Annotated in this window: 19 protein-coding genes; 13 read left to right on the forward strand and 6 right to left on the reverse strand. The window is 64.5% G+C overall.

Features of this window, described 5'->3' with window-relative positions; genetic code table 11:
• The first annotated feature begins 66 nt into the window (after positions 1-66).
• The 6 genes from AC25Z0_RS12495 to AC25Z0_RS12520 all read left to right on the forward strand — a co-directional run bounded on the left by AC25Z0_RS12495 (position 67) and on the right by AC25Z0_RS12520 (position 6,215).
• Entirely contained in the window at positions 67-921 is an 855-nt protein-coding gene (locus AC25Z0_RS12495; protein WP_488133412.1) for a DUF1684 domain-containing protein, read from the forward strand.
• 163 nt (positions 922-1,084) lie between these two features.
• Positions 1,085-2,578, forward strand: a complete 1,494-nt coding sequence (locus AC25Z0_RS12500) for an ABC transporter substrate-binding protein (RefSeq protein ID WP_488133413.1) — start codon at positions 1,085-1,087, stop codon at positions 2,576-2,578.
• Between the two features lie 205 nt (positions 2,579-2,783).
• The gene (locus tag AC25Z0_RS12505; protein WP_488119984.1) at positions 2,784-3,746 is read left to right on the forward strand and encodes an ABC transporter permease; all 963 of its coding nucleotides are present in this window, start codon (positions 2,784-2,786) and stop codon (positions 3,744-3,746) included.
• Positions 3,746-4,633, forward strand: a complete 888-nt coding sequence (locus AC25Z0_RS12510; protein ID WP_488133414.1) for an ABC transporter permease — start codon at positions 3,746-3,748, stop codon at positions 4,631-4,633. Before AC25Z0_RS12505 ends, AC25Z0_RS12510 begins: the two co-directional genes overlap by 1 nt.
• Positions 4,630-5,457, forward strand: a complete 828-nt coding sequence (locus tag AC25Z0_RS12515) for an ATP-binding cassette domain-containing protein (protein ID WP_488133415.1) — start codon at positions 4,630-4,632, stop codon at positions 5,455-5,457. The genes AC25Z0_RS12510 and AC25Z0_RS12515 overlap by 4 nt, the downstream gene beginning before the upstream one ends.
• Positions 5,454-6,215 (forward strand): ABC transporter ATP-binding protein, encoded by a 762-nt coding sequence (locus AC25Z0_RS12520; RefSeq protein WP_488119987.1) that lies wholly within the window; start codon positions 5,454-5,456, stop codon positions 6,213-6,215. The genes AC25Z0_RS12515 and AC25Z0_RS12520 overlap by 4 nt, the downstream gene beginning before the upstream one ends.
• A gap of 162 nt (positions 6,216-6,377) precedes the next feature.
• Here AC25Z0_RS12520 and bcp read toward each other — a convergent pair whose 3' ends face one another.
• The 3 genes from bcp to aroA form a co-directional block, all read right to left on the reverse strand.
• Positions 6,378-6,857 (reverse strand): thioredoxin-dependent thiol peroxidase, encoded by a 480-nt coding sequence (gene bcp / locus AC25Z0_RS12525; protein ID WP_488133416.1) that lies wholly within the window; start codon positions 6,855-6,857, stop codon positions 6,378-6,380.
• Between the two features lie 208 nt (positions 6,858-7,065).
• A complete protein-coding gene (rsgA, locus tag AC25Z0_RS12530; protein ID WP_488119989.1) occupies positions 7,066-8,121 on the reverse strand; it encodes a ribosome small subunit-dependent GTPase A in 1,056 nt (351 codons plus the stop codon).
• A 17-nt stretch (positions 8,122-8,138) separates the two neighbouring features.
• On the reverse strand, positions 8,139-9,497 hold the full coding sequence (gene aroA / locus AC25Z0_RS12535) for a 3-phosphoshikimate 1-carboxyvinyltransferase (protein ID WP_488133417.1): 1,359 nt from the start codon (positions 9,495-9,497) through the stop codon (positions 8,139-8,141).
• Between the two features lie 77 nt (positions 9,498-9,574).
• Here aroA and AC25Z0_RS12540 point away from each other — a divergent pair, with 77 nt between their 5' ends.
• The 3 genes from AC25Z0_RS12540 to AC25Z0_RS12550 all read left to right on the forward strand — a co-directional run bounded on the left by AC25Z0_RS12540 (position 9,575) and on the right by AC25Z0_RS12550 (position 12,797).
• Positions 9,575-10,213 (forward strand): sigma-70 family RNA polymerase sigma factor, encoded by a 639-nt coding sequence (locus AC25Z0_RS12540; RefSeq protein WP_488119991.1) that lies wholly within the window; start codon positions 9,575-9,577, stop codon positions 10,211-10,213.
• Positions 10,214-10,215: 2 nt separating this feature from the next.
• Positions 10,216-10,458, forward strand: a complete 243-nt coding sequence (locus AC25Z0_RS12545) for a zf-HC2 domain-containing protein (RefSeq protein WP_488119992.1) — start codon at positions 10,216-10,218, stop codon at positions 10,456-10,458.
• Between the two features lie 170 nt (positions 10,459-10,628).
• Positions 10,629-12,797 (forward strand): MMPL family transporter, encoded by a 2,169-nt coding sequence (locus AC25Z0_RS12550; RefSeq protein WP_488133637.1) that lies wholly within the window; start codon positions 10,629-10,631, stop codon positions 12,795-12,797.
• A 305-nt stretch (positions 12,798-13,102) separates the two neighbouring features.
• Here AC25Z0_RS12550 and AC25Z0_RS12555 read toward each other — a convergent pair whose 3' ends face one another.
• Both AC25Z0_RS12555 and AC25Z0_RS12560 read right to left on the reverse strand, forming a co-directional pair.
• Positions 13,103-14,827 carry a cation:proton antiporter gene (locus tag AC25Z0_RS12555; protein WP_488133418.1) on the reverse strand — a complete coding sequence of 575 codons (1,725 nt, stop codon included), beginning with the start codon at positions 14,825-14,827 and terminating at the stop codon, positions 13,103-13,105.
• 135 nt (positions 14,828-14,962) lie between these two features.
• Entirely contained in the window at positions 14,963-18,739 is a 3,777-nt protein-coding gene (locus tag AC25Z0_RS12560; protein ID WP_488133419.1) for a multifunctional oxoglutarate decarboxylase/oxoglutarate dehydrogenase thiamine pyrophosphate-binding subunit/dihydrolipoyllysine-residue succinyltransferase subunit, read from the reverse strand.
• 136 nt (positions 18,740-18,875) lie between these two features.
• On the opposite strand from AC25Z0_RS12560, the gene guaB1 reads away from it, so the two are divergent.
• From guaB1 to AC25Z0_RS12580, 4 genes are all read left to right on the forward strand, one after another.
• Entirely contained in the window at positions 18,876-20,315 is a 1,440-nt protein-coding gene (gene guaB1 / locus AC25Z0_RS12565; protein ID WP_488133420.1) for a GMP reductase, read from the forward strand.
• A gap of 186 nt (positions 20,316-20,501) precedes the next feature.
• On the forward strand, positions 20,502-21,902 hold the full coding sequence (locus AC25Z0_RS12570; protein WP_488133638.1) for a hemolysin family protein: 1,401 nt from the start codon (positions 20,502-20,504) through the stop codon (positions 21,900-21,902).
• Positions 21,899-22,957 (forward strand): hemolysin family protein, encoded by a 1,059-nt coding sequence (locus AC25Z0_RS12575; protein ID WP_488133421.1) that lies wholly within the window; start codon positions 21,899-21,901, stop codon positions 22,955-22,957. Before AC25Z0_RS12570 ends, AC25Z0_RS12575 begins: the two co-directional genes overlap by 4 nt.
• Before the next feature lie 161 nt (positions 22,958-23,118).
• Positions 23,119-23,496 carry a VOC family protein gene (locus AC25Z0_RS12580; RefSeq protein ID WP_488133422.1) on the forward strand — a complete coding sequence of 126 codons (378 nt, stop codon included), beginning with the start codon at positions 23,119-23,121 and terminating at the stop codon, positions 23,494-23,496.
• Between the two features lie 111 nt (positions 23,497-23,607).
• On the opposite strand, the gene AC25Z0_RS12585 is transcribed toward AC25Z0_RS12580, so the two are convergent.
• A complete protein-coding gene (locus tag AC25Z0_RS12585; protein WP_488133423.1) occupies positions 23,608-24,699 on the reverse strand; it encodes an NADH:flavin oxidoreductase/NADH oxidase in 1,092 nt (363 codons plus the stop codon).
• Between the last annotated feature and the right edge of the window lie 20 nt (positions 24,700-24,719).

A 24,719-nucleotide genomic window follows, 5' to 3' on the forward strand; every position in this document is an offset into this window, starting at 1 on the left:
CATCGGTTGTCATATCTCGCAACCTGATTGGTAATCGAGCGTCTAGCCGCGCACTATTGAGGGATCATGACTCTTTCTTCCACCGATACGTCTTCCGCCGGTACCCTGCACGCGTCACCCGCCGTGGTCGACGCTGCCCGCGAGAGCTGGGCCGCCTGGAGGGCGCACCGCCTCAGCAGCGTCGTCGCCGCAACCGGCAACCTCTCACTCGTGGAGACCCGCTGGTTCGACAGCGAAACGGATGCCGCAGCCGTGCCAAGCGCTGAAGCCGTGCTGGCAGCGCTGCCAACCGAACAGGCCGCTACGACGACGGTCACGGAACTCACCCGCGTGAACATCGCCACGGGGGAGCCGGAGCACGGCATCCGCTTGTGGGATGCGGCCTCTGACTCCATTCGCAACTTCGAGACGATCACGGGCTTCGACTTCGACCCGAGCTGGGTGATTGAGGCGACCTTCACCCCCGTCGACTCCGGCCGCACCGTTCCCTTCGAGCACATCAGGGACAACGGCGGAACGCGCGACCTCGTCGTGCCAGGCGACATCACCTTCACGAGGGATGGCGTCGACTACAGCTTCAGCGCCTTCGACGATGGCGGCACCCTCCTGCTCGTCTTCGGCGATGCCACGAACGGCGCTGCAGGCGACAACGGCAGCTACGAGGCCGGCCGTTTCCTCTTCGTGCGCCGCTCCGGTGACTCCAACACCGGTGAGTCCAACACCGATGAGTCCAACACTGATGAGTCCAACACCAGCGGCAGCAGCACCGTCATCCTCGACTTCAACCAGGCCTTCGTGCCGCCGTGCGGTTTTTCGATTCACTACAACTGTCCACTGCCGCCGCGGAACAATCGCTTCGCTTTCGCTGTTGAGGCAGGGGAGAAGGTTGTTGTCTTCAGCGGTGGCTACTCCCTGTACTGAAGTTTCGGCTGTCTGTACACCCCATAGCTACCCCGCATTACCTCTGGCTCACTGACGTTCACCGTTCGTGCCGCCATGCCAGTCTCGCTGCGTCGCCTCGTTCGGTGAGAACGATCGTCGCTCAGCAACACCGTCCGCCAACCCCACGGTTCAGGAGAACTCTGTGAAAAAAACCATGACAGCCGCGCTTGCCGCCACAGTAATTGCAACGCTTGCACTTGCTGGCTGCGCACCGGCGTCCTCTGGCTCTTCGTCATCGGCCAGCACCATTGAAATCGGGTCGCTCTACGAGCCACAGAACCTCGACAACACCGCTGGCGGCGGGCAGGGCATCACGGAGGCCTTCAACGGCAACGTGTACGAGGGTCTGTTCAAGCTGACGGATGACGGCGCCGTCGAACCGCTGCTGGCCACCGACTACACGCTGAGCGACGACGGCCTGAGCTACACGTTCACGCTGCAGGATGGCGTCACGTTCCACTCCGGCAAGGCGCTCACCAGTGCCGACGTCAAGTCGAGCATCGAGAAGGTCACCGCAGAGGACTCCCAGTCGGCACGCAAGTCGAGCCTGAAGCCCATTGCCGACATCCAGACGCCCGATGACCAGACCGTTGTCATCAGCCTCTCGAGCAAGTCGATCTCCCTGCCGTACCTGCTCAGCTACGTGTGGATCATCAACAGTGACGCCACCGACCTGCAGACCTCCGAAGACGGCACAGGCCCGTACACACTCGGCGACTGGAAGCGTGGCAGCTCGCTCAGCCTTGAGGCCTCCGACTCGTACTGGGGAGACAAGGCGAAGAGCGACGAGGTCGTCTTCAACTACTTCACGGATGCCACAGCGCTCGGAAACGCACTCCTCACCAACCAGGTCGACATCGTCACGAGCGTGCAGAGCCCCGACTCGCTCGCGCAGTTCGAAGACAACGCTGACTACACCGTGAACGACGGCAACTCCACCACCAAGGAAATCCTCGCGTTCAACGACCGCGTCGCCCCGTTCGACAACGTGGACGTGCGCAAGGCGCTCTACTCAGCCATCGACCGCGAGAAGCTGCTGAACTCCATCTGGGGCGACTACGGCACCCTGATCGGTTCGATGGTTCCGCCGACCGACCCCTGGTACGAAGACTTGAGCGACGTGAACCCGTACGACGTTGACCTCGCACAGTCGTTGCTCGCCAAGGCCGGCTACGCCGACGGTTTCGAGTTCACCCTCGACACCCCGACGTATGACCCGCACCCCGCCGTTGCCGAGTTCGTGAAGAGCGAGCTCGCCAAGGTCGGCGTCACGGTGAACATCAACCCGATCACCTCAGACGAGTGGTACACCAAGGTGTTCAAGGAGCAGAACTTCGAGGCGACGCTGCAGGAGCACGTGAACGACCGCGACGTGGTCTGGTACGGCAACCCCGACTTCTACTGGGGCTACAACAACCCAGACGTGACCCAGTGGGTCTCTGAGGCCGAGCAGGCGTCATCCGTTGAAGAGCAGACCGACAAGCTGAAGCTCGTCAACGAGCAGATTGCAGCGGATGCCGCCAGCGTCTGGCTGTACCTGTACCCCCAGATCGTGGTGGCCGCGAGTGACCTGACCGGGTACCCGGTCAACGGGCTCAACTCGCAGTTCTACGTATACGACATCGAAGCGAAGTAACCACAGGCGAGCCTGTGCTCGCTGCTTGCTGCTCGGTGCTCGGTGCTCGGTGCATAACTCCTGCAATTGCGACGCATCGCGCGTCGGCTGCCGCGGAATTCCGCGGCAGCCGGAACCGCGTGGGCTGTATTGCAGGAGTTATGCACCATTCGTCTTGGCACACCTGAACCATCGATACACATGACTGAAGTAGCCTGAAACTGTAATGACCACTTATCTGCTGCGCCGCTTCGCCTTCCTGGTGCTCTCGCTGGTGCTCGCCATGGTCGTACTCTTTGTGCTGCTGCGACTGCTGCCAGGCGACCCCGCGAACGCGCTGCTCTCGGTGAATGCCACCCCTGAGCAAATCGCCGCCGCGCAGGAGCAGGTCGGGTCGAACCTGCCGCTCTGGCAGCAGTTCACCACCTGGTTCGGCGAGATCGTCACGCTGAACCTCGGCAATTCGTTCGTCTCATCGCTGCCCGTCGGCCCCGAGATCATGTCGCGGCTGGCTGTGACGATTCCGCTGACGCTCATCTCCTTCAGCCTCGCCCTGGTGCTGTCACTCTTCGTCGGCTTCATCGCGGCATGGAAGGCACGCACCTGGTACGGGTCAGCCCTCTCCGCCATCTCACAACTGGGCGTTGCCGTTCCGGCGTTCTGGGTCGGCATCCTGCTGGTGAGCGTGTTCTCGGTGAACCTGCGCCTGTTCCCGTCCGGCGGGTTCCCGCGTGACGACTGGGCAGACCCCGCCGACGCGCTGCACTCGCTCGCGCTGCCGGTGATCACCATCACCATCGTGATGACCGCCTCCATCTCGCGCTACGTGCGCTCCGCCACGCTCGATGTGCTCGGCAGCGACTACATCCGGAATGCTCGGGCGCTCGGTTCGCCGTTTCGGAGCGCAATGTGGCGCCACGGGCTGCGGAACGGCTCCGTGCCCGTCATCTCGATCCTGGGCATCGAACTGGCCACCACCTTCCTCGGCGCCGTCGTCATTGAAAGTGTCTTCACCTTGCCTGGTCTTGGCAGCATGCTGCTGAAGGCCATCGCCCAGCATGACTACCCGAATATCCAGGGCATCCTGCTCGTCAGCACGGTCGCCGTGCTGCTGATCGGCTTCGTCACCGACATCATCCAGCGCCTGGTCGACCCGCGCCTCCGCACGAGCGTGGCGGTGAACCGCTGATGAGTGCTGTCACGCCCATAGAGGCGTCACCCGAGGCCCCGACGGGTGCCGCCTCGGCCCTCGTGCGCCGCCGTACCTCGCGCTCTGTGACACTGACCATCGGCCTGGTGCTCGTTGGCATCATCGTGCTGATGGCGCTCGTCTCCCTCGTCTGGCTGCCGTATCCGCCGGCGGACACCTCTGGCACCCGGCTCGAAGGGCCGAGCGCAGAACACTGGCTCGGCACAGACAAGCTCGGCCGCGACCTGATGACCCAGCTGATGATCGGCGCGAGGATCGCGCTCATCGTTGGGGCGGCATCCGTTGCCATTGCCGCCGTGATCGGGATTCTGCTCGGCCTGCTTGCCGCCTTCGCGACGAGCTGGCTCGATGACACGTTGTCGGCGCTGCTCGATATTCTGATCGCGTTCCCCACCCTGCTGCTCGCGATGCTGATCGTGGCCGCGCAGGGGGCGTCGCTCTGGTCGGCGGTGCTCGCCATCGGCCTCGCGATGTCGGCGATCGTCGCCCGGCTGACCAGGGTGCTGGCCAAACGCGTGCTCGCAGAGCAGTACATCACTGCCGCCCGCACGTCGGGTACCGGCTGGCTCGCGATCATCCGCGCACACGTGATGCCCAATATCTGGCCGACGCTGTCGGTCAACCTGGCACTGCAGTTCGGCATCGCCGTGCTGGCAGAGGCCAGCCTGTCGTACCTGGGGCTCGGGGCGCCGCCGCCCAACGCGTCATGGGGACGGATGCTGCAGGAGGCGCAGAGCACGGTGGCGACAGCGCCGATCGGTGCCATCGCTCCCGGGCTTGCCCTCGTCGCACTCGTGATCGGCGTCAACCTGGTGGCCGATGGCCTGCGGGACGTTGCAGATCCGATCAGGAGGAAGTCACGATGACGCCGGTGAACACCACCACCACGCCTGACCAGGCCGCCGTGCTGAGCGTGCATGGTCTGTCAGTTGCAACGGATGACGGCCGCACGTTGGTTCGATCGCTCTCGTTTGAGCTGAACAGGGGCGCACGCCTTGGCCTGATTGGCGAATCCGGCTCGGGCAAGTCGCTGACTTCGCTGGCCATCACCGGCCTGCTGGCGCCCGGCCTGCATGCGACGGGCAGCGTGACGCTGGCCGGCACGCACGTGATCGGCGCGAGCGAGCGCACGCTGATGCCCATCCGCGGGAGCCGTGCCGCGATCGTCTTCCAGGAGCCGCTCAGCTCCCTCGATCCGCTGATGCGCCTCGGCAAGCAGCTGGCAGAACCGCTGCGCAGGCACCAGGGATTGCGTGGCGCGGCGCTGAACGAGGCCGTGCTCGCCGCCTTCGCTGAGGTGAGCCTGCCAGACCCGGAGCGCATCGCCCGCTCATACCCGTTCGAGGTCTCCGGCGGCCAGCGGCAGCGCGTGGCCATCGCCATGGCGCTGGCCTGCCGCCCAGAACTCTTGATCGCAGACGAACCGACGACGGCCCTCGACGTAACGGTGCAGGCCGACGTGCTCGACCTGCTCGACCGGGTGATCGCAGAGCGCGGCATGTCGCTGCTGTTCATCAGCCACGACCTGGCCGTTGTGGCGCGGATGACCGACCGCGTGATCGTGCTGCAGAACGGTGAAGCCGTGGAGTCGGGGCCGCTGGCCACCATCCTGACGGCGCCACAGCATCCGTACACGGCAGAACTCGTGCGGAGCGCACGAATCCTCGACGCGGCACTGGAGACCTCATGACGGCCATCCTGGAGCTTCGGGGCGCGGGTTTTGCCTACCGCGGCGGTGCAGATGCGCTGACCGGAGTGTCATTCGCAGTTGAGGCCGGAACCAGCGTTGGGCTCGTGGGGGAGTCTGGCGCCGGCAAGACCACTCTCGTGCGGCTGTTGCTCGGCCTCGCGTCGCCGTCGAGCGGCCAGGTGCTGTTCGACGGAGCGCCGCTGGTACCCACTGACCGCGCCCAGATGCGCCAATTCCGCCGCAGTGTGCAGACGGTCTTCCAGGACCCGTACTCGTCGCTCGACCCCCGGCAGCGGGTGGGCCGCATCGTCTCTGAGCCGTTGACCTCGCTCGGGATCGCGCGGGGTGCCGCAGCGGATGCGCTGGTCGCAGAGGCGCTCGAGTCTGTTGGTCTGCCAGCGGATGCCGCCAGCCGCTACCCACACGAATTCTCCGGCGGGCAGCGCCAGCGCATTGCTATCGCGAGGGCCATCGTGCCTGGCCCTCGGCTGATCCTGGCGGACGAGCCGCTGAGCGCACTCGACGTGACGACGCGCATCCAGATCATGGACCTGCTCGTCGAACTCGGCCAGAAGCGCAACCTGACGGTGCTGATGGTGTCGCACGACCTGGGCGTCGTCGCATCGCTGTGCGCCCAGACGATCGTGCTGCAGAACGGGCGCGTCGTCGAGCAGGGCGAGACCGCGCAGGTGCTCGGTGCCCCGCGTGAGGACTACACGAAGCGACTGCTGGCGGCGGTGCCGCGCCTGCCTCGTTGAGTGAGTAACGAGCGCCAGCGAGTGTCTCGAAATCCAGCGAGCCAACCCTCCCGCACAACCCGCCTATCTGCTGGGCTGACGGCATCCGCTCGCAAGAAATCGACCTAAAACTCGTCGGTTAGGTCGATTTCTTGCGAGTGAATTACACACATGTGCTGCGAGCTAGCTGTCGATGCCGAGCTTCTTGCGCAGGCTGGCCACGTGGCCGGTCGCCTTCACGTTGTAGAGGGCGAGCTGGATGGTGCCGGTCTCGTCGATCACGAACGTCGAGCGCAGCACGCCGGTGACGAGCTTGCCGTAGAGGTTCTTCTCGCCCCAGGCGCCGTAGGCGTTGTGCACGGCGAGGTCTTCGTCGCTGAGCAGCGGGAAGTTCACGCCGTCGCGCTCCTGGAAATTCTTGAGCTTGGCGGGGGCATCCTTCGAGATGCCGAGCACCTGGTATCCGGCAGCCTTCAGCGACGAGAGGTTGTCGCGGAAGTCGCAGGCCTGCGTGGTGCAGCCGGGCGTCATGGCGGCCGGGTAGAAGTACACGACAACCTTCTGGCCGGCGAAGTCGGCGAGCGAAACCTCTGCGCCGTCCTGGTCAGTGAGCGTGAACTGCGGTGCAGGGTCGCCTGCCGAGAGGCGTGTGGAATCCGTCATGCCTCAACGCTACCCGAGCGGTGTCGTGTGTAGTCCTGCGAGACACGGACCTGGCGGGTCGCTGCGGGCATGGGGTGTGCCCGTGCATAACTCCTGCAACGTGGTGTCGCCCGCGGGTAATTGCCCGAATTTCCGGGGCTGGGTGCGAGGAACGGATGATTCTGCAGGAGTTATGCAATTCGGGCAGGGCCCAGCCGAGACTGCACGCTCAGTGCGTCGACGGGGTCTTGGCGAAGGTCAGCAGCAGGCGCTGCAACGAGTCGAGGCGCACCGCACCTGTCTCGCCGAGTTCGCCGGCAGCTACGGCCTCGTTGATGGCGCAGTCCGGCGCATCGGGCAGGTGCGTGCAGCCGCGCGGGCACTTCTCCGCAATGGCCGCCAGGTCGGTGAACGCCTTGAGGATGTTGTCGGTGTTAATGTGACCGAGCCCGAACGAGCGAACGCCTGGCGTATCGATCACCCAGCCGCGTCCCTCCGGCGTCTCCAGCCGCAGCGACACCGTCGATGACGACGTGTGACGGCCACGACCCGTGACGGTGTTCACCACGCCGACAGCTCGCTTGGCTGCAGGCACGAGCGCGTTGACGAGCGTCGACTTGCCGACGCCTGAGTGTCCGACGAAGACCGTGTCATGCCCGATGAGCGCGCGTGAGATCTCCTCGACGGGAAGCTCGTCTTCGCGGCTCGTGAAGACCCTGAGGTCGAGCCCGGCGAAGTTGCTCAGGAACTCTGCCGGGTCGGCCAGGTCGGTCTTCGTGATGCAGAGGATCGGTGTAATCCCAGCATCGAACGCGGCAACGAGATAGCGATCAACGAGACGGATGCGCGGCTCAGGATTCGCCGCTGCCACCACGATGAGCATCTGGTCGGCGTTGGCGACGATGACGCGCTCCACGGCATCCGTGTCATCGGCGCTCCGACGCAGCAGCGTCTTCCGCGGCACGATGCGCACGATGCGGGACAGGCTGCCCTCGGCTCCCGTGGTGTCGCCGACGATGTCGACGCGGTCGCCCGTGACGACCGCGTGCTTGCGGAGTTCGCTGGCGCGCGCTGCGGTGACCTGGCGTTCGTCAGGCGTGTTCTCGTCGAGCATGACCGTGTAGCGACCACGGTCAACGGCGATGATGCGTCCGGTCAGCGCATCTTCGTGATCTGGGCGAGTCTTCGTGCGTGGCTTGTTGCCCTTGCGATTGGGGCGAACTCGCACGCTCGATTCGTCGTACTCCGGCTCGTCGTCGTCGTCATCGTTCGACCACCAGGACATCAGGACTGAACCAACATCTAGAGCGCAACTCCCGCAAAGAGTGAATGCCACAATTCGGGGAACTGGGGGAGCGTCTTCGAGGTTGTGCCGATGTTCTCGATATCCACGCCGGGAACAGCGAGCCCGATGATCGCGCCCGTTGTCGCCATCCGGTGGTCGTCGTAGCTGCGCCAGGTACCGCCGTGCAGCGGACGGGGCTCGATGTGCAGGCCGTCTTCGAGCTCTGTCACTGCGCCGCCGAGGCCGTTGATCTCGGCCACAAGGGCAGCGAGGCGGTCGGTTTCGTGGTGGCGGATGTGGCCAATCCCCGTGATGGTGCTCGGGGAGTCGGCCAGCGCCGCGAGTGCGACGAGGTTCGGTACGAGCTCTCCGCTGGTCGACAGGTCGAGTTCAACACCGCGGATGCTCTCACCCGCCGTCACCGTGACCCGGTCGCCGTCGCGCGTGACCGTGGCACCGAACAGCGGGAGCAGGTCGATGAGTCCGGCGCCGACCTGGGTCGTCGTATCGGGCCAGCCCGAGATGGTGACGCTGCCGCCCGCAACGAGTGCGGCAGCCAGGAACGGTGCGGCGTTCGAGAGGTCTGGTTCAATGTCGACCTCGCGGCCGGCGATGGCGCCTGGGCGCACGATCCACTCGCCGACGGCTGGCGTCTCGACGACGACGCCGCGAGCGGCCAGCGTGTCGATCGTCATCTCAATGTGGGGCATGCTCGGCAGGCGTTCGCCGTTGTGGCGGAGGTGCAAGCCGTCGTCGAAGCGTGCCGCGGCAAGCAGCAGGCCGGAGACGAACTGGCTCGACGTTGAGGCGTCGATGGTGATCTCGCCGCCGGCGACGGATCCGGTGCCGTGCACCGTGAAGGGCAGCGCAAGGCGGCCGTCATCGTTGATGTCGGCGCCGAGCGCGCGAAGGGAGGTGATGGTCGTCGCCATGGGGCGGCGGCGGGCACCCTCATCGCCGTCGAACGTCGTCGGGCCGAGGGCAAGTGCGGCGATCGGCGGCAGGAACCGCATCACCGTTCCTGCGAGGCCGCAGTCGATGGTGGTGGAGCCCAACAACTCTCCGGGGGTGACGAGCAGGTCGTCGCCGTACTGGCTGTCGCCAGGCACCTTCTCGATGGTGGTGCCGAGTTGGCGAAGAGCCGCGACCATCAGGTCGCTGTCCCGCGAGTGCAACGGCGAGCGAAGCAGCGACGGGGAGTCGGCGAGTGCCGACAGCGCGAGTTCGCGGTTGGTCAGGGATTTTGATCCGGGGAGCGCGAGAACGGCGTCCAGCGGCGCGGTAGAAACGGGCGCCTGCCACAGCACGGCCCGCTCGTCTGGAGCGGAATCACCGTACGGATTGAATTCAGGCTTGGAATATCTCGAGATCAGCATCGGTTATCAGAATAGTCGGTGATGTGAAGAAGAGGGAGGTTCGCTTGACAAGCTCAGCAGTCTTGGAGCGGCCAGTCATGGGTGCCGTAGACGGCCTAGGATTGCCGTTGATGACTTCAGAAACTCCTGACGTGCGCGATCTGTTCGAAGAACAGGCGATGCCGTTCATTGACCAGCTTTACGCTGCAGCCATGCGTATGACGCGCAATCCGTCTGACGCGCAAGACTTGGTGCAAGAAACCTTCGTGAAGGCGTTTGCCGCTTTCGCGCAGTTCCAGCAGGGCACGAACCTCAAAGCGTGGCTCTATCGCATCCTGACAAATACCTTCATCAACACGTATCGCAAGAAACAGCGTGAACCGTACCAGGGCACGATTGATGACCTTGAGGACTGGCAGCTGGGCGGCGCAGAGTCGACGACAGCCACCTCCAGCCGGTCGGCTGAGGCCGAGGCCATCGATCACCTGCCAGACAGCGCGGTGAAAGATGCACTGCAGGCTATTCCCGAGGATTTCCGGCTTGCTGTCTATTTCGCTGATGTCGAAGGCTTCTCCTATCAGGAGATCGCCGAAATAATGAAAACACCGATTGGCACCGTGATGAGCCGTCTGCACCGTGGCAGGCGCCTTCTTCGCGAGATGTTGGCAGGCTATGCAGCTGAGCGCGGGCTCGGCGGTGGCCAGTCAGCCGGCCAGAAGAACTCTGGGAGCAACTGATCATGACCGATTGCGGATGCGAGAAAGCGAAAGCCGAACTCGAAGAGTACTTGCACAATGAGTTGTGCAAAGAGGACGCTGCTGATATTCGCGAGCACCTCGAAACGTGCCCCGATTGCAGCAGCGAACACCACGTGGGCGTCACGCTCACCGAGGTGATGCAGCGCGCCTGCAAGGAGACCGCGCCAGAAGACCTGCGCGACCTGGTTCTGCAGAAGTTGCGCGCCGTTCAGTCGACGCACTGACCTTTGACGCACTGGCCCTCGACGCACTGACCCTCGACGGTCGGCCGCTCCTGGTTCTCTGGCGCTGATGGTCACCCGCTGGCTGTCGCGGGCTGATCATCACATATCGGAAGAATCAAACTTTCGTTTGACGTACACCTAACCAGGTTAGCGATAGTCTGGATGACGTGATGACTACGCCCCGCACCCCCCAAGCCTCCCGGGTACCGACCTGGCTGCGCGTCCTGATTCCGACAGTCCTGATCGTGGTCTGGTTCGTGATGTTCGGGGCGGGCGGCGCCTCGTTCGGCAAGATCAGCGAAGTGTCGACCAACGACGCAGCCACCCAACTGCCGGCCAGCGCCGACGCAACGCAGGTGCAGGCGCTTGAGTCAGAGTTCCGTGGCAGCGACACACTGCCAGGCATCCTGCTCTTCCAGCGTGACGGTGGACTGACGGATGCCGATATCGCGGCCATAGACGAGACGGTCACGACCCTCTCCACCATGGACGGCGTCGTCACCGATTCGGTGTCGCCGGCAATCGTCTCAGAAGACGGCGAGGCGGCAGAGGTCTTCTTGCCGCTGGCGACGGAAGACGTCAAACCGGCGGAGACGGTCGCCGAGATCAGGGACTACCTTGAGGCCAACCCCATTGAAGGGGTGACCACGTTCATCACCGGCCCCGCCGGTCTGATCGCCGACCTCACCGGTGCATTCGCCGGCATCGACGGCATCCTGTTGCTCACCGCGCTGATCGCCGTCTTCATCATCCTGATCATCGTGTACCGCTCACCGCTGCTGCCGCTGATCGTGCTCGGCACCAGTCTTGCCGCGCTCTGCGCATCCGTTCTCGTCGTGGTGTCGCTGGCGCGTGCGGAAGTTCTGACGCTCACCGGCCAGACCCAGGGCATCCTGTTCATTCTCGTCATCGGTGCTGCGACCGACTACTCGCTGCTGTACGTGTCACGGTTCAGGGAAGCCCTGCGCGACAACGAACGCAAGTGGGACGCGACCTGGGTGGCGCTGCGTGGCGCATTCGAGCCGATCGTGGCATCGGGCGGCACCGTCATCGTCGCGCTCCTCTGCCTGCTCTTCAGCGACCTGAACTCGAACAAGTCGCTCGGCCCTGTAGCTGCGATCGGCATCGCGTTCGCGATCGTTGCCGCCCTGACCCTGTTGCCGGCCCTGCTGCTCTGGGCTGGACGCACAGCCTTCTGGCCGGTCCGCCCGAAGTTCGGTTCAGTGCACCCAGACCTCACCGGCGAAGGAGCGCGTGGTGTCTGGCCGAAGCTGGCTCGCCTCATCTCCAAGCGCGCACGCCTGATCTGGATCGCCTCCACCGTGCTGCTCGCCGTGTTGGCCATCGGTGCATTCCAGTTCAAGGCTGACGGCGTGTCTCAGAGCGACTTCGTGCTCGGCACGTCTGAAGCCCGCGATGGCCAGGCGGCACTCGGCGAGCACTTCCCCGGCGGATCCGGCACCCCGGCGATCGTCATCGGTCCTGAGGGCGAGCTGCAGGAGATGGCGGACGTCCTGCTCGCCAACGACGGCGTCGACTCTGTCGCGGTGATCGCCCAGGACTCGGTGAGCGGCACAACGCCCATCACAACCGACGGTTTGCAGGCCGTTGGGCGCCCTGGCACCCCGGTTGCCGAGCCCACGGTTGTCGACGGCACGGTGATGATTCAGGCCACACTGACGGATGCCGGCGACTCTGTTGCCGCTGAAGACACGGTGAGGGAATTGCGCACCGACCTCTCGGCCGTTGACGACAGCATCCTGGTCGGCGGCACGACCGCCATCGCCATTGACACCAACGACACGTCGATCCACGACCGCAACCTGATCATCCCGATCATCCTCGGCGTCATCCTGCTGATCCTCATGCTGCTGCTGCGGTCGATTCTGGCCCCAATCCTGCTCATCGCAACCGTCGTGCTGTCGTTCGCCGCAGCTCTCGGTGTCTCGGCGTGGGTGTTCAACGGCGTGCTGGGCTTCCCCGGCGCAGACCCCGTCGTTCCGCTGTTCGGGTTCGTGTTCCTAGTGGCCCTCGGAATTGACTACAACATCTTCCTGATGAGTCGAGTGCGAGAAGAGTCCATCATCCACGGCACCCGTGAGGGAATCCTGCGGGGGCTCGTGGCGACCGGTGGTGTGATCACCTCTGCCGGTGTCGTGCTCGCGGCGACGTTCGCAGCGCTTGGTGTGCTGCCGATCCTGTTCCTCGCCCAGATCGCGTTCATCGTGGCCTTCGGTGTGCTGCTCGACACCTTCCTGGTTAGATCGCTGCTGGTGCCAGCTCTGGCCTACGACATCGGACCGAAGATCTGGTGGCCGTCGAAGCTGGCCCGCCGCTAACCCTCCGCAGCAGAACCCTGGCGCACATCCGCCCGGCTCGCGACTCTCGCGCGCCGGGCGGTTTGCGCGCCAACCTGACAGCGGGCGTCGAGACCACTTTGTGCATAACTCCTGCACTCTGCCCGGATCTCGCGGTGAAGCGCCAGTTCCAGCTCATCTCGCCGAATCTGCAGGAGTTATGCACTCGGCACGGGCGCTCGTCGCTCGGCTGTAGGTGCCGGGGGCACAGGGGCCGGGCACCGAGGCACAGAGGGCCAGGGCTCAGGGGGCGGAGTGCTCGGTGCTCAGTGCTCAGTGCTCAGTGCTCAGTGCTCGGTGTCGTTGTCTTCGAGATGCTGCAGCCGGGACTCCTCGAGATCCAGCAACTGCTGCGCACGATCCAGTACGCGCGAGCTGTACCAGCCCACCGTCCTGGCCTCCAGAAGCGCGGCACGCTCCTCGTCGAGCACGCGCAGGCGTAGTGCGCGCTGTTGCGCATGCGGGCCGATACGCCCCTCTTCCCTGGTCTCGGTGACGGCATCCCGGATCCTCAGGCTGTCGGCACGCACACGCTCCACGACGCCGGGGTCGAACGGTTCGCCGTTGTCCTGGGCGAGCTCCGGATTGTCGAGCATCGCTGAACCGACCTCGCCGATCTCCTGAACGAGTGATGCGAATTCGGCGCGTTCCGTGTCCTCGTCCGTGCCGACGATGCCGAGCTTCTTGATCAGCCATGGCAGCGTGCCGCCCTGGGCAAGCAGCGTGACGACGGCCACCGTGAACGCGATGAGGATGAGCTGCGGTCGGTACGGAATCGTGAGCGGGAGCGACTGGGCGGCAGCCAGCGTGACCACACCGCGCATGCCAGACCACGCAAGTACCGCCCCGCCCCGCCAGCCGAGACCCTCCTTGGCCAGCGAATCCAGGTCAGCCTGTTTCCTGTTCAAAAAGCGTCTCAACTTGCTCTTCTTTTGCGCGGACTTTTCATCGCGCACCGGACTCGCCTCGAGCCGATCAATCGCATGCGCCACATAGGGACCTTGTGCGGCGGCGCGTCGTTGATCCCGCCGCAGAACGACGATCAATGGCGCCACGAATGCCACCCTCACCAGAATCAGCACCACGGTGATGAGAATGCCAAGCGCCACAGCTTGCCTGACTCCAAGCTCTTGGCCCCTGGCCTGGATGATGAGTCCTCGCAGCTCGAAGCCCATCAGCAGGAAGACGCCGTTCTCCAGGATGAACTGGATGGTGCGCCAATTGATGCGCTCAGTGATGCGATCCTGCGCGCTGAAGTAACTGGCACTGCGGTGACCGGTGATGAGACCGGCCACGACCACGGCGAGCACGCCGGAGCCATTGAGCTCCTCAGCTGGAATGTAGGCCAGGAACGGCACGGCAAAGGAGATCGTGGTGTTCAGCACCGGGCTGCCGAGCTTTGAACGCACCCAGACCGTCACGTAGCCGATGATGATGCCGACGGCGATCGCCGCAGCGACCGCATAGAGGAAGTCACCCGCAACCTGCCAGGCTGAGACCGCGCCTGCTGTCGCGGCGATGGCGGAGCGCAGCAACACCAGAGCGGATGCGTCATTGACGAGACCCTCACCCTCCAGAATCGTGACCAGACGTGGGGGGAGACCGAGTCTCTTTGCTATGGCAGTTGCGGCCACGGCATCCGGTGGGCTGATTACCGCGCCGAGGGCAATCCCGGCGGCAAGGCTGAGGTCAGGCAGCAGCGTGTAGAGCAGGAATCCACTCACGAGCGCCGACACGATCACCAGCACCACGGACAGGCTCGTTATCGCCTTCAGGTTGCGCCGAAAATCAACCAGGGGAACATTGACCGCCGACGCGTAGAGGATGGGCGGCAGCACCAGGGCGAGGATGAGTTCCGGCGGAAACTGCGGAGTCGGCACGCCGGGAATGAAGCTGCACGCGATTCCGACGACAACCAGCACAAGGGGCGCAGCGACGCCCAACCTGGATGCAAACGTCGAGACGGCAACGATGATCAGGATGGCGGCAAGTCCGAGAAGTGCATAGTCCACGTCGCCAGTCTGGTCCGGAGCACCAGAGAAAGCATGGGGCAACGACGAAGGGGCCGCACCAAATGGTGCGACCCCTTCGTGAAGCGTGACCCAGTCGAGCCGGACCCAGTCGAGCCGGACTCAGTCGAGCCGGTCTCAGTCGAGCGTGAGTGCCCTGCTGATGAGCTCTGCCTGTTCGATGGCGTGGCGCTTCGCCGATCCGGCGGCCGGTGAGGCCGAGGCCGGACGGGAGAAGACACGAACGCTACGCGGGCCAAGCTTGTTGGTCTCCACGTAGAAGAACGGCCAGGCACCCTGGTTCTCCGGCTCGTCCTGCACCCAGGCGAGTTCGGCGTTCGGGTACGTGTCGGCCACGGCCTTCAACTCGGTGGCGGGGAGCGGGTAGAACTGCTCCATGCGCACCAGCGCGATGGCCGGGTTCGGGTTCTTGTCCAGTTCATTGGCCAGGTCGTAGTAGAGCTTGCCGGACATGAACAGCACACGCTTGACAGCGGCCTTGTCAGTGATGCGGGCATCATCGATGATCGGCTCGAACTTGCCATTGGTGAAGTCGGACACGGCACTCGTCGCACCGCGCAGTCGCAGCATCGCCTTCGGCGTGAAGACGACGAGCGGACGCCGCGGACGCTGGTACGCCTGACGGCGCAGCAGGTGGAAGTACGACGCAGGTGTCGACGGGCGAGCCACTGTCATGTTGTTCTCTGCACACATCTGCAGGAAACGCTCGATGCGGGCTGAGGAGTGGTCGGGGCCCTGACCCTCGTAGCCGTGCGGCAGCAGCAGGACGACGGATGACCGCTGTCCCCACTTCTGCTCTGCGGATGAGATGAACTCGTCGATGATCGTCTGGGCGCCGTTGGCGAAGTCGCCGAACTGGGCTTCCCAGAGCACGAGCGCATCTGCCCGCTCAACCGAATAGCCATACTCGAAGCCCATGGCCGCATATTCGCTGAGCAGCGTGTCGTAGATCCAGAAGCGGGCCTGGTTGTCGCTGAGGTTGGACAGCGGCAGCCATTCCTGACCGTTGACCCGGTCGTGCAACACCGCGTGGCGCTGTACGAACGTGCCGCGGCGGGCATCCTGCCCGGCGAAACGCACCGGGGTGCCCTCGAGCAGCACAGAGCCGAGCGCCAGCAACTCGCCGAAACTCCAGTCGATGTTGCCGTTGCGGCTCATGTCGAGGCGCTTCTGCAACAGCTGCTGCAGCTTGGTGTGCACCGTGAAGCCAGCGGGCTTGTTGTTGAACGCGTCACCGATGAGCTGGATGACGGCCTCTTGCACTCCGGTCGTCTCCGGCTCGCCGACGGCGTCCGCAACGTGGTCGCCGTTGGCGCCGATGCCGCCGCCGACGATGCTCATTGAGCCGGTCTGGGCGGCGTGCGTCTCCATGAACGCGCGCTCCAGGCGGTCCTGGAAGTCGTGGTGTGCGGCTTCGTATTCTTCCTGGGTGATATCGCCACGGCCGACAAGCGCTTCGGTGTACAGCTTTCGTACGGAGCGCTTGGCTTCGATGAGGTTGTACATGAGCGGCTGCGTCATCGAGGGGTCGTCGCCCTCGTTGTGGCCGCGCCTGCGGTAGCAGACGAGGTCGATGACGACGTCGCGCTTGAATTCCTGACGGTAGGCGAAGGCGAGTTCCGCAACGCGCACGACAGCCTCTGGGTCATCGCCGTTCACGTGGAACACCGGTGCCTGGATCGTCTTGGCGACATCCGTTGAGTAAATCGACGTGCGAGCCTCGCCAGCAGGCGTGGTGAAGCCGACCTGGTTGTTGATGACGATGTGGATGGTGCCGCCGACGCGGTAGCCGCGCAGCTGGGACATCTGCATGGTCTCAACAACAACGCCCTGGCCTGCCATCGCCGCGTCACCGTGGACGAGGAGCGGCAGGGTGCTGTACGTACCGATGGGCTTGCGGTCCTGCTTGGCGCGCACGATGCCCTCGACGACGCCGTCAGCGGCTTCGAGGTGTGACGGGTTCGCTGCGATGGAGACCTGGATCTCTTCGCCGTTGGCGCCGCGGAAGGAACCCTCTGTGCCGAGGTGGTACTTGACGTCACCGGAACCCTGCACGCTGCGGGGGTCCTGGGTGCCTTCGAACTCACGGAAGATCTGACCGTAAGTCTTGCCCGCGATGTTGGTGAGCACGTTCAGGCGGCCACGGTGGGCCATGCCGATGACGACTCCGTCGAGACCGGTCTCTGCTGCGCCCTGAAGGATTGCGTCGAGCAATGCGATGGTCGACTCGCCACCTTCGAGGCTGAAGCGCTTCTGGCCGACGTACTTGGTCTGCAGGAAGGTTTCGAACGCCTCTGCCTCGTTGAGCTTGCCCAGGATGCGCATCTGCTCATCGTGGGTGGGCTTGACGTACTTCTTCTCGATGCGTTCCTGCATCCACTTGCGCTGGGCTGGATCCTGGATGTGCATGTACTCGATGCCGATGGTGCGGCAGTACGTGTCGCGCAGCACACCGAGGATGTCGCGCAGCTGCATCTGGCGAACTTCACCGAACCCACCAGTGATGAACTCACGGTCGAGGTCCCAGAAGGTCAGGCCGTGCGTGGAGATCTCGAGGTCGGGGTGCGTGCGCTGCGCGTACTCCAACGGGTCGATGTCTGCCATCAGGTGGCCACGAACGCGGTAGGCGTTGATGAGTTCCTGCACGCGGGCCGTCTTGTCGATGGCGGCGGCCAGGTCGACGCTGATGTCCGGTGCCCAGTGGATCGGGTCGTACGGGATGCGGATCGCAGCGAAGATGTCTTCGTAGAAGTTGTGCTTGCCGATCAGCAGCTCGTGCACGATCTTCAGGAACTCGCCGGACCCTGCGCCCTGGATGACCCTGTGGTCGTAGGTGCTGGTGAGCGTGATGGTCTTCGAGATAGCGAGGTTCGTGAGCGTCTTGATGCTCGCGCCCTGGAACTCTGCCGGGTAGTCGAGGGCGCCGGCGCCGATGATGCAGCCCTGGCCCTTCATGAGGCGCGGAACGGAGTGAACCGTTCCGATGCCACCCGGGTTGGTGAGCGAGACGGATGCGCCGGAGAAATCGTCTGCGGTGAGCTTGTTCTTGCGGGCGCGGGCGACGATGTCTTCATATGCGGTGAGGTACTCACCGAAGCTCATCGTGTCTGCGCGCTTGATGGCTGGAACGAGCAGCGCGCGGCTGCCGTCCGGCTTCGGGATGTCGATGGCGATGCCAAGGCCGACGTGTGCCGGTGCGATGACGGACGGCTTGCCATCGACCTCGTCGTAGTACACGTTCTGGCTCGGGAACATCTTGAGAGCGCGAATCAGCGCCCAGCCGATGAGGTGGGTGAACGACACCTTGCCACCACGTGCGCGCTGCATGTGGTTGTTGATGACGATGCGGTTGTCGATCAGCAGCTTTGCCGGGATCGTGCGCACGCTGGTCGCCGTCGGAACGGTGAGGCTGACCGCCATGTTTGCGGCAAGCGACTTCGCCATGCCGCGGAGGGGAGTGGTGACGTCCTGCTTCACTTCGGCGTCGTCAGCCGGGATGACCGACTGCGGACTCGTGACAGGCGCGTCGGCGGGGACGGGCTCCGGCTTCGGAGCAACCGAGGTGGTACGCGCCGTCGGCTGCGCACCGATCACGGCGATGGGAGCCGTCGCGGGTGCAGCAGGAGCTGCAGCGGCAGCAGGAGCAGCGGCAGGAGCCGCGGGCTCAGGGGACGCAGCAGTGTCGCCCTGAGGGGGCGGCGCTGCGGCAGCATCCGCTGTGGGAACCCCCGTTGCGCTCTGATGGTAGCTCTCAAGAGTCGGCCACCATGACTGGTCTACCGAGTTCTTGTCGACGAGGTACCGTTCGTACATCTCGTCAACGAGCCATTCATTTGCTCCGAATTCACCTGACGTTGTTTCATCAGATGTTCCACCGGTCAACTGGCTTGACACAGCCGATCGCCCACTCTCTCCGTTGATTCAGGAAGTCTCACGCGATCACGAAATCGCTATGGTCAGTCTGCTGATCAAGCCTAATCCCATTGGGAGAAGGCTGCGGCCAACTCTCCGGGCGGCTAGCTTTATTCCCATGGAGTTCTATGGAGAGCAACCGAGTTTTGACCTGACCTACTCAGACGTGTTTCTGGTGCCGAACCATTCAGCGGTCACGAGCAGGCTCGACGTGTCCCTGGCCCCCCACGACGGTACCGGCGCGACTATTCCAGTCGTCTCCGCGAACATGAACTCCGTCACCGGCCCCCGGCTGGCCGCAACGCTGGCCAGGCGAGGCGGGCTCGGCGTGTTGCCGCAGGACATGCATCTGCAGGATTTGGATGCCGCGATCCGCTGGGTGAAAGACCAATCGGTCAGGTTCGACACTCCGCTCTTCCTTGCTCCGGACGCCACTGTCGCCGACGCGCTCACCCTCGTGCCACCGATCGATGGCCAGGGCATTGTCGTTCGGGACGCTGCTGGCGCCTATCTCGGCTGCATCGTGGCCTCGCGGCTGGCCAGCGCCCCACTGGATGCAGTGCTCGGCGACCTGCTGCACGGCTCGATGACGGCGCTTGACGCCGATGACATTGAGACCCCGCGGCGTGCATTCGACCTGATGACAGAGGCCGACATTGACTTCGCTCCCGTGCTGCACCACGGCGGGATCGCCGGAACGCTCAGCCGCACGAGTGCACTGCGTTCCACCCTGTACACCCCTGCTGTCGACAGCTCTGGTCGGCTGTTGGTGGCCGCAGCCATCGGCATCAATGGCGACGTCGCCGCCAAGGCACGCGCACTCGTCGCTGCCGGAGTCGACGTGCTCGTCGTCGACACAGCCCACGGGCACCAGATCGGCATGCTGAGGGCGCTGCAGATCGTGGCAGACCTCGGGCTCGGGATCCCGATCGTGGCTGGGAACGTGGTCACAGCGGATGCCGTCGGCGACCTCGTCGACGCGGGCGCCACCATCGTCAAGGTCGGCGTCGGCCCCGGTGCCATGTGCACGACACGCATGATGACGGCCGTCGGTCGCCCGCAGTTCTCCGCCGTGCTCGAGACGGCGGCGGCTGCTCGCGAACTCGGCGCACACGTGTGGGCAGACGGGGGAGTGCGCTACCCGAGGGACGTGGCGCTCGCACTGGCCGCCGGCGCGGCATCCGTCATGATCGGTTCGTGGTTCGCCGGCACCGTCGAGGCACCAGGCACGCTCAGAGCGGATGACGACGGTCGGCTCTACAAGGAGAGCTGGGGCATGGCATCGACCAAGGCCGTGCAGGAGCGCTTCGACCGACTCGACGCCTACGAGCTGGCGCGCAAGACGCTCTTCGCCGAGGGCATCTCCAGCTCGAAGATCTACCTTGATCCGCTGCGCCCGTCTGTCGAAGACCTGCTCGACATGATCACGACCGGGGTGCGCAGTTCGTTCACGTATGCGGGCGCCACCGACATCGCGGATTTCCAGCGCACGGCACGCGTCGGGCTCCAATCGGCGGCCGGTTACGACGAGGGCAAGGCGCTTCCCGTCTCCTGGTAGCTGCACAGATGACGGGTGCGCCGAGCCGGGACGAACTACATCGCCTTCCCAGTAAACCGGGCGGCCGTGCCGGTATAGTCGTACCCACAATGGACGACCCCCCTCCTGCATCTTCATCATCATCCGCCCCCGGTCATAGACCCTCGCCCGTGAACCGTTGGGGTGAGTGCCTTGTATGAGTTGATCATGCTCGGCGTTGGTCTCCTCCTGACCATTGGCACGGGCTTATTCGTTGCCAGCGAGTTTGCGCTGGTCAACCTCGATCGCTCCGATCTGGAAGCGCGTCAAAGCCGCGGGGAAACCCGACTCGGCATGACGATCGCAGCCCTGCGGATCACGTCGACGCACCTCTCGAGCGCCCAGCTCGGCATCACGCTGACGACGCTGCTCACCGGTTACACCATGGAGCCGGCGATCAGTTCGCTGCTCGCCGGTCCGCTGACCTCGCTCGGGCTGCCGGAAGGCACGGTGGCACCGATCGCCACAACAGTGGCCATCGTGGTCGCCACGCTCGTCTCGATGATCATCGGTGAACTGGTGCCGAAGAACTTTGCGCTGGCCCTGCCGATTCAGACGGCCAAACTGGTGATCCCGTTCCAGACGGTGTTCACCACGGTCTTCAAGCCGGCGATCGTGGTGCTGAACGGCAGCGCGAATGGAATACTGCGGTCGTTCGGCATCGAGCCGAAGGAAGAACTCTCCGGCGCCCGCACCGCAGAGGAGCTCTCCTCCCTGGTGCGCCGCTCCGCGAGTGCCGGCGTCCTGGAGAAGGACACCGCCACCCTGCTGCACCGCACCCTGCGATTCTCCGAGCACACGGCATCCGACGTGATGACCCCGCGCACCCGTGTCGCGAGCATCTCGCGCAACGACTCAGCGCAGGCTGTCATCGAACTGGCGCAACAGACCGGCTACTCGCGCTTCCCCGTCGTCGATGACGGCATCGACGACGTGTCTGGCATCGTGCACATCAAGCAGGCTGTCGCGGTTCCCCGCGAGCGTCGAGCGGATGTCCCCGTGTCGGCACTGCAGTCTGACGCCATTCGCGTGCCTGAGACCATGAAGCTCGACGGCCTGCTCGGCGAACTCCGCGCCCGCGGCTACCAAATGGCCGTCGTGGTCGATGAGTACGGCGGAACAGCCGGCGTCGCCACCCTTGAGGACCTCGTTGAAGAACTGGTCGGCGAGGTGGCGGACGAGCACGACCGCGCCAAGGCCGGTGTCGTCGTGTCGACGGGATCGCTCGCCTTCCCCGGAATGCTGCGCCCTGACGAGCTCCTTGAACGCACCGGAATCGTGGTGCCAGAGGACGGCCCCTATGAAACCGTGGCCGGCTACGTCATGAGCGTTCTCGGACGGCTTCCCGTCGTCGGCGACACCGTGCGCGTCGCCACCGGTGAACTGAAGGTGGAGCGGCTTGACGGCCGACGGATCGACAGGCTGCGTTATACGCCAGACCCTGAACCAGAGGCCGAATCGCTGCCCGTCGACGAACCGCGCGGTTCAGCGCGAGAAGCCAGGGAAGCCAAAAGTGCATCACGCCGTGCCAAAGCAGAACAGACAGGGAGCGAGGTGAGTGACCGATGAGTGACTGGGCCGGACTTGCCTGGCTGGTGGTGCTGCTGCTCGGCAACGCCTTCTTCGTCGCAGCGGAGTTCGCTGTGATCTCTGCTCGGCGCTCGCAGATCGAGCCGCTCGCTGAAGCGGGCAAACGCAGCGCCAAGACCGCGCTGTGGGCGATGGAACACGCGACGCTGATGCTGGCAACGAGCCAGCTGGGTATCACCATCTGCTCGCTGCTCATCCTGAACGTCTCCGAACCGGCGATTCACCACCTGCTGGAAATGCCGCTGGCACTCACCGGCTGGTCAGAAGAGGTCATCGGGACGATTTCGTTCCTGATGGCGCTGCTCATCGTGTCGTACCTGCACGTCGTCTTCGGTGAAATGGTGCCGAAGAACCTGTCGTTCTCCGTCCCAGACAAGGCCGTGCTCATCCTCGCGACCCCGCTGGTGTTCTTCGGTCGCGTCTTCAAGCCCGTGATCGTTGCACTGAACTCGACGGCCAACGGCATCCTGCGCCTGTTCGGGGTGCAGCCGAAATCTGAGGCCACGAGCACGTACACGCTTGACGAGGTGGCGACCATCGTGTCGCAATCCACCAAGGAGGGTGTGCTCCAGGACAACTCTGGCGCACTGAACGCGGCATTCGAATTCACCAACCGCAAGGTGGAGGACATCGCCGTGCGTCTCGACGCCCTCATCAGCCTGCCCGAGGGCGCAACCCCCGCTGACGTCGAGAGGGCCGTCACCAAGTACGGTTTCTCCCGGTACGTCATCGAAACACCCGCGGGGGAGCCGAGCGGATACCTGCACCTGAAGGACGTCATCGACCTCGATCTCGCCGGTCCGACAGACGCAGGCCGCGCATATCTCGCGCCAGTGCCTGCCAAGCGCATCCGTCAGTTGGGGTCGATGTTCGAAGGCACCGACCTCGAGGACGCCCTGGCCACCATGCGGCAGTCGGGTGCCCACCTGGCTCGGGCATTCAACGAGGAAGGCGAGACCACCGGTGTGCTCTTCCTCGAGGACATCATCGAGGAACTCGTCGGTGAAGTTCAGGACGCCACCAGACGGCTGTAGCCAGACGGCTGTGGTCAGACTGGCGCTGGTCCAGCCGGCAATCGTCGATAACGGGCGGGAACACGTTCTTCGGAACCAATGTTCCCGCCCGTTTTCTGTGTCACCCCATGTCGTGCATTCACCGTGCCGCGTAGCGTGGAATCCAAAGAAGGAGGACTCTCATGTTTGAGAACCTGGAGGTAATTGCTGTGCTTCCGGCGGCTGACATGAACCGGGCGCTTGGCTTCTACAAGGACACGTTCGGCTTCGAGCCAGTGGAGAAGAGTGACGCTGGGATGTTGTTTCGTATGAAGGGAGGAACGGGTTTCATGCTCTACGAAACCCCGAACGCCGGCACAGCGAAGAACACGCAATTGTGTTTGATGACCGACGACCTCGACCGTGACATGGCCGAATTGCGCTCGCGCGGCGTGGTCTTCGCCGATTTTGATTTCCCGGGGCTGAAGACCGAGAACGGTGTCGCCGCTGACGACACGGAGCGAACCGCGTGGTTCAACGACACAGAGGGCAATGTGCTCTGCATGGGGGAGCGCGTCTGAGCTGATTTCTCCCGTTGATTGAGGAGCGAGCGCCAGCGAGTGTCTCGAAATCACCCAGGCCGAACTCTGGTCTCGAGACAGCCGTGAACGGCCTCCTCGACCGACGGGAGCTTAGTCCTCCGGCCAGCGTGCCCGAACATACTGGCCAGGCCAGTAGTTGATGTCGACACCGAGCTCATGCGCGGCGCGCAGGGGGAAATGCGGGTCGCGCAGCATCTCGCGGCCGAGCATGACGGCATCCGCTTGACCTGAGGCCACAATCTGCTCCGCCTGCGCCGAGGTGAGGATGAGGCCGACGGCGCTCACCGGCACGCCGGCCGTCTCCTTGACGAACGTGGCGAGGGGCACCTGGTAACCGGGGCTGAGGGGGATCGTCACGCCGGCGATATTGCCACCGCTTGAGATGTCGAAGAAGTCGGCTCCAGCCTCGCGTGCCCAGCCGGCCACGGTGGCGGTCTGCTGCTCGTCCCAGCCGTCCGGTGCATAGTCGGTCGCCGAGAACCGCACGAACAGCGGCATCTCATCGCCGATGGCGCTCCGTACACGTTCGACAATGCGGAGAACGAGGCGGGCACGGCCGGCCAGGTCGCCGCCGTATTCGTCGGTGCGCATGTTGCTGAGCGGGGAGAGGAACTGGTGCAGCAGGTACCCGTGCGCGGCATGGATTTCGATGATGTCGAACCCGGCATCGACAGCGCGGAGAGCGGCGGCCTCGAAGTTGTCGACGACGAGGTTGATGCCTGCGGCATCAAGCGCGGTGGGGTCGTCCATGCCGGGGAACGGCACGGCTGAGGCTGACACCGTCTGCCAGCCGCCGTCCTCTTTTGGCTGGCTGCCGCGGTTGTCTGTGCCCCAGGCCGGCCAGGCGGATGCCTTTCGGCCAGCGTGCGCGAGCTGCACCCCGGCGAGCGTGCCCTGCGAGTGGATGAAGTCGACGATCGGCGCCCAGGCTTCTGCCTGTTCGGTGTTCCACAGCCCGGTGTCCTGGTCGGTGATGCGGCCGTCTGGGCTCACCGCTGTCGCTTCTGCGATGACAAGGCCCGTTCCGCCGGCGGCCATCGATCCCAGGTGCACAAGATGCCACGCGCGGGGCACACCGTCTTTCTCCATGACCGAGTACTGGCACATGGGTGCGACCCAGATTCGGTTGCGAAAGGTCACGTTGCGGATGGTGAGCGGTGCGAAGAGAACCGAGGGGGCCATGGAATTCCTTTGCTGCTGGA

The organism is Leifsonia sp. Y862 (assembly GCF_057669585.1).

What these genes read in the sequence shown, in the direction of transcription:
- AC25Z0_RS12550 (WP_488133637.1), top strand. Translation starts at nt 10,629, where the DNA reads ATGACTACGCCCCGCACCCCCCAAGCCTCCCGGGTACCGACCTGGCTG.
- AC25Z0_RS12495 (WP_488133412.1), top strand. Translation starts at nt 67, where the DNA reads ATGACTCTTTCTTCCACCGATACGTCTTCCGCCGGTACCCTGCACGCG.
- guaB1 (WP_488133420.1), top strand. Translation starts at nt 18,876, where the DNA reads ATGGAGTTCTATGGAGAGCAACCGAGTTTTGACCTGACCTACTCAGAC.
- AC25Z0_RS12540 (WP_488119991.1), top strand. Translation starts at nt 9,575, where the DNA reads ATGGGTGCCGTAGACGGCCTAGGATTGCCGTTGATGACTTCAGAAACT.
- AC25Z0_RS12510 (WP_488133414.1), top strand. Translation starts at nt 3,746, where the DNA reads ATGAGTGCTGTCACGCCCATAGAGGCGTCACCCGAGGCCCCGACGGGT.
- AC25Z0_RS12515 (WP_488133415.1), top strand. Translation starts at nt 4,630, where the DNA reads ATGACGCCGGTGAACACCACCACCACGCCTGACCAGGCCGCCGTGCTG.
- AC25Z0_RS12585 (WP_488133423.1), bottom strand. Translation starts at nt 24,699, where the DNA reads ATGGCCCCCTCGGTTCTCTTCGCACCGCTCACCATCCGCAACGTGACC.
- AC25Z0_RS12575 (WP_488133421.1), top strand. Translation starts at nt 21,899, where the DNA reads ATGAGTGACTGGGCCGGACTTGCCTGGCTGGTGGTGCTGCTGCTCGGC.
- AC25Z0_RS12505 (WP_488119984.1), top strand. Translation starts at nt 2,784, where the DNA reads ATGACCACTTATCTGCTGCGCCGCTTCGCCTTCCTGGTGCTCTCGCTG.
- AC25Z0_RS12580 (WP_488133422.1), top strand. Translation starts at nt 23,119, where the DNA reads ATGTTTGAGAACCTGGAGGTAATTGCTGTGCTTCCGGCGGCTGACATG.
- rsgA (WP_488119989.1), bottom strand. Translation starts at nt 8,121, where the DNA reads ATGTCCTGGTGGTCGAACGATGACGACGACGACGAGCCGGAGTACGAC.
- AC25Z0_RS12545 (WP_488119992.1), top strand. Translation starts at nt 10,216, where the DNA reads ATGACCGATTGCGGATGCGAGAAAGCGAAAGCCGAACTCGAAGAGTAC.
- AC25Z0_RS12570 (WP_488133638.1), top strand. Translation starts at nt 20,502, where the DNA reads ATGCTCGGCGTTGGTCTCCTCCTGACCATTGGCACGGGCTTATTCGTT.
- AC25Z0_RS12520 (WP_488119987.1), top strand. Translation starts at nt 5,454, where the DNA reads ATGACGGCCATCCTGGAGCTTCGGGGCGCGGGTTTTGCCTACCGCGGC.
- bcp (WP_488133416.1), bottom strand. Translation starts at nt 6,857, where the DNA reads ATGACGGATTCCACACGCCTCTCGGCAGGCGACCCTGCACCGCAGTTC.
- aroA (WP_488133417.1), bottom strand. Translation starts at nt 9,497, where the DNA reads ATGCTGATCTCGAGATATTCCAAGCCTGAATTCAATCCGTACGGTGAT.